The sequence below is a fragment of the Pseudomonas sp. Mb7 genome, from assembly GCF_054790525.1.
This window is the reverse complement of sequence record NZ_CP186501.1, coordinates 4,940,174-4,949,232: the sequence shown is the minus strand read 5'-3', so window position 1 is coordinate 4,949,232 and position 9,059 is coordinate 4,940,174. Positions and strand designations below refer to the sequence as shown.

Genomic DNA, 9,059 nt, shown 5'->3' with positions numbered 1-9,059 from the left:
ATCCATTGGATCTGTCCCGAGCTAACCTGAAGACCGCTTGAGGGCTTATCATGCCAAGACGTCGCGTAGCAGCAAAGCGTGAGATTCTGGACGATCCGAAATACGGAAGCCAGATCCTCGCCAAATTCATGAACCACGTTATGGAAAGCGGCAAGAAAGCCGTTGCCGAGCGTATCGTTTATGGTGCCCTGGAAACCGTTGCGACCCGTAAGGCTGGCACCGATCCCCTGGAACTCTTCGAAAAAGCACTCGACGCCATCGCTCCGCTGGTCGAAGTGAAGTCGCGCCGCGTTGGTGGTGCTACTTACCAGGTTCCGGTCGAGGTTCGTCCTTCCCGTCGTAACGCTCTGGCAATGCGCTGGTTGGTAGACTTCGCCCGTAAGCGTGGCGAGAAGTCTATGGCTCTGCGTTTGGCTGGCGAACTGCTGGATGCTGCTGAAGGTAAAGGTGCTGCTGTTAAGAAGCGTGAAGACGTGCACCGTATGGCTGAAGCCAACAAAGCTTTCTCGCACTACCGCTTCTAATTTTAGCTTCACTAATTTTGCGAGGGCTTTATGGCTCGTACTACTCCGATTAGCCGCTACCGTAACATCGGTATCGTCGCTCACGTGGATGCTGGTAAAACCACCACCACCGAGCGCGTCCTTTTTTACACCGGCAAAAGTCACAAAATGGGCGAGGTGCATGATGGCGCCGCGACCACAGACTGGATGGTGCAGGAGCAGGAGCGTGGTATTACCATTACTTCTGCTGCCATCACCGCTTTCTGGAAAGGTTCCGAGAAGCAGTACAAGGACGAGCACCGCTTCAACGTGATCGATACCCCGGGCCACGTTGACTTCACTATTGAAGTTGAGCGTTCCCTGCGCGTACTCGACGGCGCTGTCGTTGTGTTCTGCGGTACTTCGGGTGTTGAGCCTCAGTCGGAAACCGTATGGCGTCAAGCCAACAAATACGGTGTTCCACGTCTTGTTTACGTAAACAAGATGGACCGTGCTGGTGCCAACTTCCTGCGCGTGATCGGTCAGATCAAGCAGCGTCTGGGTCACACTCCGGTGCCGATCCAGTTGGCCATCGGTTCCGAAGACAACTTCCAGGGTCAGATCGATCTGATCAACATGCAAGCTGTCTACTGGAATGACTCTGACAAAGGTATGGTCCCTGTTCGCAAGGACATTCCTGCTGAGCTCCAAGAGCTGGCTGAAGAGTGGCGCAACAACATGGTTGAAGCTGCTGCTGAAGCCAACGAAGAGCTGATGAACAAGTACCTGGAAGGCGAAGAGCTGTCGATCGAAGAGATCAAAGCTGCTTTGCGTCAGCGTACTATCGCCGGCGAAATCGTTCTGGCTGTTTGCGGTTCTTCGTTCAAGAACAAGGGTGTTCCCCTGGTTCTCGACGCCGTTATCGACTTCCTGCCTGCACCGACCGACATTCCTGCGATCAAGGGTACTGACCCTGATAACGAGGAAATCGAGCTGGAGCGTCATGCAGACGATGCGGAGCCGTTCTCGGCTCTGGCGTTCAAGATCGCTACCGACCCATTCGTGGGTACCTTGACCTTCGTCCGTGTTTACTCGGGCGTGTTGAACTCCGGTGACGGCGTGATCAACTCGGTTAAAGGTAAAAAAGAGCGCGTGGGTCGTATGGTGCAAATGCACGCAAACGCCCGTGAAGAGATCAAGGAAGTACGCGCTGGTGACATCGCGGCCCTGATCGGCATGAAGGACGTCACCACTGGTGAAACCCTCTGCAACGCTGACAAGCCAATCATCCTGGTTCGCATGGACTTCCCGGAGCCGGTTATTTCGGTTGCCGTAGAGCCTAAGACCAAGGATGACCAGGAAAAAATGGGTATCGCTCTGGGCAAGCTTGCTCAGGAAGACCCGTCTTTCCGCGTTAAAACTGATGAAGAGACTGGTCAGACGATCATCTCCGGCATGGGCGAGCTGCACCTGGACATCCTGGTTGACCGGATGCGCCGTGAGTTCAACGTCGAAGCCAACATCGGCAAGCCTCAGGTTTCGTATCGTGAGCGCATCACGAAGAACTGTGAAATCGAAGGCAAGTTCGTTCGTCAGTCCGGCGGTCGTGGTCAGTTCGGCCATTGCTGGATCCGTTTTGCTCCTGCTGACGAAGGTCAGGAAGGTCTGCAGTTCGTGAACGAAGTTGTAGGTGGTGTGGTTCCTAAGGAATACATCCCGGCTATCCAGAAGGGTATCGAAGAGCAGATGAAGAACGGCGTTGTTGCCGGCTATCCGCTGATCGGCCTGAAGGCTACCGTGTTCGATGGTTCTTACCACGACGTCGACTCCAACGAGATGGCGTTTAAAGTGGCTGCCTCCATGGCGACCAAGCAGCTGGCCCAGAAGGGCGGTGGTGAGTTGCTTGAGCCGATCATGGCTGTAGAGGTTGTTACGCCTGAAGACTATATGGGTGATGTGATGGGCGACCTTAACCGTCGTCGTGGCATGATCCAGGGTATGGAAGACACAGTGTCCGGCAAGGTTATCCGTGCCGAGGTTCCACTGGGTGAGATGTTCGGTTATGCGACCGACGTTCGTTCCATGTCCCAGGGTCGCGCAAGCTACTCTATGGAATTCAAAAAATACGATACGGCTCCGTCGCACATCGTCGAATCCGTAACCAAAAAACAAGGCTGATTCAGCCCCTTTAGGCTAGGAGTTAATTGTCGTGGCTAAAGAAAAATTTGATCGTTCCCTACCGCACGTCAACGTTGGCACCATCGGTCACGTTGACCACGGTAAAACCACTCTGACTGCTGCTCTGACTCGCGTTTGCTCCGAAGTTTTCGGTTCCGCAATCGTTGACTTCGACAAGATCGACAGCGCACCAGAAGAAAAAGCTCGCGGTATCACCATCAACACCGCGCACGTTGAGTACAACTCGAAGATCCGTCACTACGCTCACGTCGACTGCCCAGGTCACGCTGACTATGTGAAGAACATGATCACCGGTGCTGCTCAAATGGACGGCGCTATTCTGGTTTGCTCGGCCGCTGATGGTCCGATGCCACAAACCCGTGAGCACATCCTGCTGTCCCGTCAGGTAGGTGTTCCGTACATCGTGGTTTTCCTGAACAAGGCTGACCTGGTAGACGACGCTGAGCTGCTGGAACTGGTTGAGATGGAAGTTCGCGACCTGCTGTCCACCTACGACTTCCCGGGCGATGACACTCCAATCATCATCGGTTCGGCTCGTATGGCTCTGGAAGGCAAAGACGACAACGAGATGGGCACCACTGCCGTCAAGAAACTGGTTGAGACTCTGGATGCTTACATCCCAGAACCAGTTCGTATGATCGACAAGCCATTCCTGATGCCAATCGAAGACGTATTCTCGATCTCGGGTCGCGGTACTGTTGTGACTGGTCGTATCGAGCGCGGTATCGTTCGCGTTCAGGATCCGCTGGAAATCGTTGGTCTGCGTGACACCACCGTTACTACTTGCACCGGTGTTGAAATGTTCCGCAAGCTGCTCGACGAAGGTCGTGCTGGCGAGAACTGCGGCGTTCTGCTGCGTGGTACCAAGCGTGACGACGTTGAGCGTGGTCAGGTTCTGGTTAAGCCGGGTTCGGTTAAGCCGCACACCAAGTTCACTGCAGAAGTTTACGTTCTGAGCAAGGAAGAAGGCGGTCGTCACACTCCGTTCTTCAAAGGCTACCGTCCACAGTTCTACTTCCGTACTACTGACGTGACTGGTAACTGCGAGCTGCCAGAAGGCGTTGAAATGGTAATGCCAGGTGACAACATTCAGATGACTGTTACCCTGATCAAAACCATCGCGATGGAAGATGGTCTGCGTTTCGCTATCCGTGAAGGCGGTCGTACCGTCGGCGCTGGCGTCGTAGCTAAAATCATCGAGTAATTCTCTTTTTAGAGTTTGCTTGATGCTTTGAAAAAGCCCCCGCTCAGCGGGGGCTTTTTTATTGGGTTGACACCTATCTGGGGCGTCTATAGAATTGCGCCTCCTTTTAACGGGCGTATTGCGCTCGGTGGGAATAGCAGCCGGAGTCTGAAATCCAATGCAAAATCAGCAAATCCGTATCAGGTTGAAGGCTTTCGACCATCGCCTGATCGACCAATCAACCCAGGAAATCGTGGAAACCGCGAAACGTACTGGTGCTCAAGTGCGTGGTCCAATTCCACTGCCTACCCGTAAAGAGCGGTTCACCGTTCTGGTTTCTCCGCACGTCAACAAAGACGCGCGCGACCAGTACGAAATCCGCACTCATAAGCGCGTTCTGGACATCGTCCAGCCAACGGATAAAACCGTTGATGCTCTTATGAAGCTTGATCTTGCGGCCGGTGTGGAAGTGCAGATCAGCCTCGGCTAAGACTCGGTCTTAGTCGTGTAACGCTCTGAAATGGGCGGCCATAGCGGGTGAAAGCCCCGTACACTCATGAGGTTTACAACATGACTATTGGTGTAGTCGGTCGTAAATGCGGTATGACCCGTATTTTCACCGAAGAAGGTGTCTCCATTCCGGTCACGGTCATTGAGATCGAGCCGAATCGCGTCACCCAGTTCAAAACTGAAGAGACCGATGGCTATCGTGCAGTGCAAGTCACTGTCGGCGAGCGTCGTGCTTCGCGTGTAACAGCAGCTCAGGCTGGCCACTTCGCTAAAGCGAACGTTGCCGCTGGTCGCACTACCATGGAATTCCGTCTTGAAGAAGGCGAGTACCAGGCTGGCGATCTGATCAACGCTGAAATCTTCGCCGCTGGTCAACTGGTTGATGTAACCGGTCAGTCCAAGGGTAAAGGCTTCCAGGGTACGATCAAGCGTTGGAATTTCCGCGGGCAAGATAACACCCACGGTAACTCCGTATCCCACCGCGTCCCAGGCTCTATCGGCCAGTGCCAGACTCCTGGTCGTGTATTCAAGGGCAAAAAAATGTCCGGTCATATGGGCGCTGAGCGCGTGACCGTGCAGTCCCTGGAAGTAGTGCGCGTGGACGCTGAACGCAATCTGTTGTTGGTCAAGGGTGCTGTTCCTGGCGCTACTGGCGGCAACCTGGTTGTACGTCCAGCAGCCAAGGCTCGCGGTTAAGGGGAAGCTGACATGCAATTAAATGTAAATGACGCTCAAGCGATCGAAGTTTCCGAACTGACATTTGGCGGCGAATTCAACGAGACGCTGGTTCACCAAGCAGTCGTGGCCTACATGGCCGGCGGCCGTCAAGGTACCAAGCAGCAAAAGACCCGTTCCGACGTTCGTGGTGGCGGTAAGCGCCCATGGCGTCAGAAAGGTACTGGCCGTGCTCGTGCCGGTACTATCCGTAGCCCAATCTGGCGTGGCGGCGGTACCACTTTTGCAGCACGTCCACAGGATCACTCCCAGAAGCTGAACAAGAAGATGTACCGCGCAGCAATGCGTTCCATCCTTGCTGAGCTGGTGCGTACTGATCGCCTGGTCGTGGTTCAGGATTTCGCTGTTGAAACTCCGAAAACCAAAGATCTGCTGGGCAAGCTGAACAACATGAGCCTGACCGACGTTTTGATCGTGTCGGACGCTGTTGATCAGAACCTGTACCTGGCTGCTCGCAACCTGCCGCACGTAGATGTACGTGATGTTCAAGGTTCCGATCCAGTTAGTCTGATCGCATACGACAAGGTGTTGATCACCGTGTCGGCCGTGAAGAAATTCGAGGAGCTGCTGGGATGAACCAGGAACGCGTATTTAAAGTTCTGCTTGGCCCGCACGTTTCCGAGAAGGCTACGGTTCTGGCAGACAAGAAAGGCCAGTTCGTTTTCAAGGTTGCTACTGACGCAACCAAGCTGGAAATCAAGAAGGCCGTCGAAAGCCTGTTCAGCGTGAAAGTAGAGCGCGTCACTACCCTGAATGTTCTGGGTAAGAGCAAGCGCACTGCTCGCGGTCTGGGCAAGCGTAATGACTGGAAGAAGGCAGTTATCTCCCTTCAGCCAGGCCAAGATCTCGATTTCAGCAGCAGTGCTGAGTAAGGAAGGGGTGCATCATGGCAATCGTTAAATGCAAACCGACTTCCCCTGGCCGCCGTTTTGTGGTCAAGGTGGTCAACCAGGAGCTGCATAAAGGCGCTCCTCACGCACCGCTGCTCGAGAAAAAATCGAAGACTGGTGGTCGTAACAACAATGGCCGTATTACCACGCGTCACATCGGTGGTGGTCATAAGCAGCATTATCGTATGGTCGATTTCCGTCGCAACGACAAAGATGGCATCGTCGCCACTGTCGAGCGTATCGAATACGATCCAAACCGTACTGCTCACATCGCACTGCTCTGCTACGCAGACGGCGAGCGCCGCTACATCATCGCCCCTAAAGGCGTGAGTGCTGGCGACCAGCTGATCGCAGGCGCTCTGGCTCCAATCAAGCCAGGCAACGCTCTGCAACTGCGCAACATTCCAGTGGGTTCTACCGTACACGGCATCGAACTGAAGCCAGGTAAAGGCGCACAGATCGCTCGTTCCGCTGGTGCTTCGGCTCAGCTGATCGCTCGTGAAGGCGTTTACGTTACCCTGCGTCTGCGTTCCGGTGAAATGCGTAAAGTACTGGCTGAATGCCGTGCGACCCTGGGCGAAGTCTCGAACTCCGAGCACAGCCTGCGTTCGCTGGGTAAAGCTGGTGCCAAGCGCTGGCGTGGCGTTCGCCCAACCGTTCGTGGTGTTGCCATGAACCCGGTTGACCACCCACATGGTGGTGGTGAAGGTCGTACCTCTGGTGGTCGTCATCCGGTATCGCCATGGGGCTTCCCGACTAAGGGCGCGAAGACTCGTGGTAATAAGCGTACCGACAAAATGATCGTCCGTCGTCGCAAGTAAATAGAGGGATACGACAGTGCCACGTTCTCTGAAAAAAGGTCCTTTTATTGATCTTCACCTACTGAAGAAGATCGAAGTGGCGGCGGAAAAGAACGATCGCAAACCAATTAAGACTTGGTCGCGTCGTTCGATGATCCTGCCACAAATGGTCGGTCTGACCATCGCAGTACACAACGGTCGTCAGCACGTCCCAGTTCTCGTTAACGAAGACATGGTCGGCCACAAACTGGGCGAGTTCGCCGGTACCCGCAACTATCGCGGGCACGTGGCTGACAAGAAAGCCAAGCGTTAAGGGGTTAGGAAATGGAAGTAGCCGCTAAGTTGTCGGGCGCTCGAATCTCCGCCCAGAAAGCCCGCTTGGTCGCCGACCAGATCCGCGGGAAGAAGGTGGGCGAAGCGCTCAACTTGTTGGCTTTCAGCAGTAAGAAAGCCGCCGAGATCATGAAGAAAGTGCTGGAGTCGGCCGTAGCCAACGCCGAGCATAACGAAGGCGCAGACGTTGATGACCTGAAGGTCAGCACCGTTTTCGTCAACGAAGGGCGTTCGCTGAAGCGCATCATGCCACGTGCCAAAGGCCGTGCTGATCGCATCGTCAAGCGGTCTTGCCATATCACTGTCAAGGTTGCTGACAAGTAACGGAGTCGAAGAGATGGGTCAGAAAGTACATCCCATTGGCATTCGCCTGGGAATCGTCAAGGAGCACACCTCCGTCTGGTACGCAGACGGTCGGACTTATGCGGACTACTTGTTCGCAGATCTGAAAGTGCGTGAGTATCTCCAAGACAAACTAAAAAGCGCGTCCGTAAGCCGTATCGATATCCATCGTCCGGCCCAAACTGCACGTATCACCATCCACACCGCTCGTCCAGGTATCGTTATCGGGAAGAAAGGTGAAGATGTTGAGAAACTGCGTCAGGACCTGACCAAGCAAATGGGTGTGCCTGTGCACATCAATATCGAAGAGATCCGCAAGCCGGAGCTCGACGGTATGCTGGTTGCGCAGAGCGTAGCTCAGCAGCTGGAGCGTCGTGTAATGTTCCGTCGCGCTATGAAGCGCGCAGTACAGAACGCCATGCGCATTGGTGCCAAGGGCATCAAAATCCAAGTGAGCGGTCGTCTCGGCGGTGCTGAAATCGCACGTACTGAATGGTATCGCGAAGGTCGTGTGCCATTGCACACCCTGCGTGCCGACATCGACTATGCCAACTACGAAGCTCACACCACTTACGGTGTGATCGGTGTAAAGGTTTGGATCTTCAAAGGCGAAGTTATTGGTGGTCGCCAAGAAGAGCTGAAACCACAAGCACCAGCGCCTCGTAAAAAAGCTGCTAAGTAAGGGGTACGCCAAATGTTGCAACCTAAGCGTACGAAGTTCCGCAAGCAGATGACAGGCCACAACCGTGGTCTGGCTCAGCGCGGTAGCAAAGTCAGCTTCGGCGAGTTCGCGCTGAAGTCTGTAGCTCGTGGTCGTCTCACCGCTCGTCAGATCGAGTCAGCGCGTCGTGCTCTGACCCGTCACGTTAAACGTGGCGGCAAGATCTGGATCCGTGTATTCCCGGACAAGCCTATTTCCAAAAAGCCCCTCGAAGTTCGTATGGGTAAAGGTAAGGGTAGTGTGGAGTACTGGGTTGCCCAGATTCAGCCAGGCAAAGTCCTGTATGAAATCGAGGGTGTTTCTGAAGAGCTGGCGCGTGAGGCTTTTGCCCTGGCTGCTGCAAAGCTGCCGCTCGCCACCGCCTTTGTTAAACGGACGGTGATGTGATGAAAGCGAATGAACTTCGTGAAAAATCCGCACAGCAGCTGAACGAGCAACTGCTCGGCTTGCTGCGCGACCAGTTCAATCTGCGTATGCAGAAAGCAACTGGCCAGTTGGGGCAGTCTCATCTGCTCTCGCAAGTTAAACGTGACATCGCTCGCGTGAAGACTGTGCTCAACCAGCAGGCAGGTAAGTGATCATGGCTGAAGCCGAAAAAACTGTCCGTACGCTGACTGGCCGTGTTGTCAGCGACAAGATGGACAAAACCATCACCGTACTGATCGAGCGTCGCGTAAAGCACCCGATCTACGGTAAATACGTTAAGCGTTCGACTAAGCTGCACGCGCACGACGAAACCAACCAGTGCCACATCGGCGACAAAGTCACTATTCGTGAAACTCGTCCTATGGCCAAGACCAAGTCTTGGGCGCTGGTTGATGTTCTCGAACGCGCTGTGGAAGTCTAAGGACTAGGGGTCGGAGA

General features: G+C 54.4%; 14 protein-coding genes. All 14 read left to right on the top strand.

Annotation, left to right across the window (positions count from 1 at the left end):
- Positions 1 to 50 precede the first annotated feature (50 nt).
- Positions 51 to 524 (top strand): 30S ribosomal protein S7, encoded by a 474-nt coding sequence (rpsG, locus tag ACOYXH_RS22385; protein ID WP_007916467.1) that lies wholly within the window; start codon positions 51 to 53, stop codon positions 522 to 524.
- 30 nt (positions 525 to 554) lie between these two features.
- Entirely contained in the window at positions 555 to 2,660 is a 2,106-nt protein-coding gene (gene fusA / locus ACOYXH_RS22380; RefSeq protein WP_016984188.1) for an elongation factor G, read from the top strand.
- Positions 2,661 to 2,691: 31 nt separating this feature from the next.
- Positions 2,692 to 3,885 carry an elongation factor Tu gene (tuf, locus tag ACOYXH_RS22375; protein ID WP_064361246.1) on the top strand — a complete coding sequence of 398 codons (1,194 nt, stop codon included), beginning with the start codon at positions 2,692 to 2,694 and terminating at the stop codon, positions 3,883 to 3,885.
- A 157-nt stretch (positions 3,886 to 4,042) separates the two neighbouring features.
- Positions 4,043 to 4,354, top strand: a complete 312-nt coding sequence (gene rpsJ, locus ACOYXH_RS22370) for a 30S ribosomal protein S10 (protein ID WP_003186070.1) — start codon at positions 4,043 to 4,045, stop codon at positions 4,352 to 4,354.
- A gap of 80 nt (positions 4,355 to 4,434) precedes the next feature.
- Positions 4,435 to 5,070: a 50S ribosomal protein L3 gene (gene rplC / locus ACOYXH_RS22365; RefSeq protein ID WP_003228738.1), complete on the top strand. Its 636-nt coding sequence runs from the start codon at positions 4,435 to 4,437 to the stop codon at positions 5,068 to 5,070.
- Between the two features lie 12 nt (positions 5,071 to 5,082).
- Entirely contained in the window at positions 5,083 to 5,685 is a 603-nt protein-coding gene (gene rplD, locus ACOYXH_RS22360; protein WP_007918468.1) for a 50S ribosomal protein L4, read from the top strand.
- Positions 5,682 to 5,981, top strand: coding sequence for a 50S ribosomal protein L23 (gene rplW, locus ACOYXH_RS22355; RefSeq protein ID WP_002555488.1), 300 nt, complete (start codon positions 5,682 to 5,684; stop codon positions 5,979 to 5,981). Before rplD ends, rplW begins: the two co-directional genes overlap by 4 nt.
- 14 nt (positions 5,982 to 5,995) lie before the next feature.
- Positions 5,996 to 6,820, top strand: a complete 825-nt coding sequence (rplB, locus tag ACOYXH_RS22350; RefSeq protein WP_003228734.1) for a 50S ribosomal protein L2 — start codon at positions 5,996 to 5,998, stop codon at positions 6,818 to 6,820.
- Positions 6,821 to 6,836: 16 nt separating this feature from the next.
- On the top strand, positions 6,837 to 7,112 hold the full coding sequence (gene rpsS, locus ACOYXH_RS22345) for a 30S ribosomal protein S19 (RefSeq protein WP_011336172.1): 276 nt from the start codon (positions 6,837 to 6,839) through the stop codon (positions 7,110 to 7,112).
- An 11-nt stretch (positions 7,113 to 7,123) separates the two neighbouring features.
- A complete protein-coding gene (rplV, locus tag ACOYXH_RS22340) occupies positions 7,124 to 7,456 on the top strand; it encodes a 50S ribosomal protein L22 (RefSeq protein WP_003103908.1) in 333 nt (110 codons plus the stop codon).
- A gap of 13 nt (positions 7,457 to 7,469) precedes the next feature.
- Positions 7,470 to 8,156 carry a 30S ribosomal protein S3 gene (gene rpsC, locus ACOYXH_RS22335; protein ID WP_003176422.1) on the top strand — a complete coding sequence of 229 codons (687 nt, stop codon included), beginning with the start codon at positions 7,470 to 7,472 and terminating at the stop codon, positions 8,154 to 8,156.
- A gap of 12 nt (positions 8,157 to 8,168) precedes the next feature.
- Positions 8,169 to 8,582 (top strand): 50S ribosomal protein L16, encoded by a 414-nt coding sequence (gene rplP / locus ACOYXH_RS22330; RefSeq protein ID WP_007896757.1) that lies wholly within the window; start codon positions 8,169 to 8,171, stop codon positions 8,580 to 8,582.
- Complete coding sequence (gene rpmC / locus ACOYXH_RS22325) at positions 8,582 to 8,773, top strand: 50S ribosomal protein L29 (RefSeq protein ID WP_002555481.1); 192 nt, start codon at positions 8,582 to 8,584, stop codon at positions 8,771 to 8,773. Before rplP ends, rpmC begins: the two co-directional genes overlap by 1 nt.
- A 2-nt stretch (positions 8,774 to 8,775) precedes the next feature.
- Positions 8,776 to 9,042 (top strand): 30S ribosomal protein S17, encoded by a 267-nt coding sequence (gene rpsQ, locus ACOYXH_RS22320; RefSeq protein WP_003194644.1) that lies wholly within the window; start codon positions 8,776 to 8,778, stop codon positions 9,040 to 9,042.
- Positions 9,043 to 9,059: the final 17 nt, after the last annotated feature.

Coding starts and splice junctions, on each gene's coding strand:
- rpsC (WP_003176422.1), top strand. CDS start 7,470: ATGGGTCAGAAAGTACATCCCATTGGCATTCGCCTGGGAATCGTCAAG.
- rplB (WP_003228734.1), top strand. CDS start 5,996: ATGGCAATCGTTAAATGCAAACCGACTTCCCCTGGCCGCCGTTTTGTG.
- rpsG (WP_007916467.1), top strand. CDS start 51: ATGCCAAGACGTCGCGTAGCAGCAAAGCGTGAGATTCTGGACGATCCG.
- rplW (WP_002555488.1), top strand. CDS start 5,682: ATGAACCAGGAACGCGTATTTAAAGTTCTGCTTGGCCCGCACGTTTCC.
- rplP (WP_007896757.1), top strand. CDS start 8,169: ATGTTGCAACCTAAGCGTACGAAGTTCCGCAAGCAGATGACAGGCCAC.
- rpsJ (WP_003186070.1), top strand. CDS start 4,043: ATGCAAAATCAGCAAATCCGTATCAGGTTGAAGGCTTTCGACCATCGC.
- rpmC (WP_002555481.1), top strand. CDS start 8,582: ATGAAAGCGAATGAACTTCGTGAAAAATCCGCACAGCAGCTGAACGAG.
- rplC (WP_003228738.1), top strand. CDS start 4,435: ATGACTATTGGTGTAGTCGGTCGTAAATGCGGTATGACCCGTATTTTC.
- rpsQ (WP_003194644.1), top strand. CDS start 8,776: ATGGCTGAAGCCGAAAAAACTGTCCGTACGCTGACTGGCCGTGTTGTC.
- rplD (WP_007918468.1), top strand. CDS start 5,083: ATGCAATTAAATGTAAATGACGCTCAAGCGATCGAAGTTTCCGAACTG.
- rplV (WP_003103908.1), top strand. CDS start 7,124: ATGGAAGTAGCCGCTAAGTTGTCGGGCGCTCGAATCTCCGCCCAGAAA.
- fusA (WP_016984188.1), top strand. CDS start 555: ATGGCTCGTACTACTCCGATTAGCCGCTACCGTAACATCGGTATCGTC.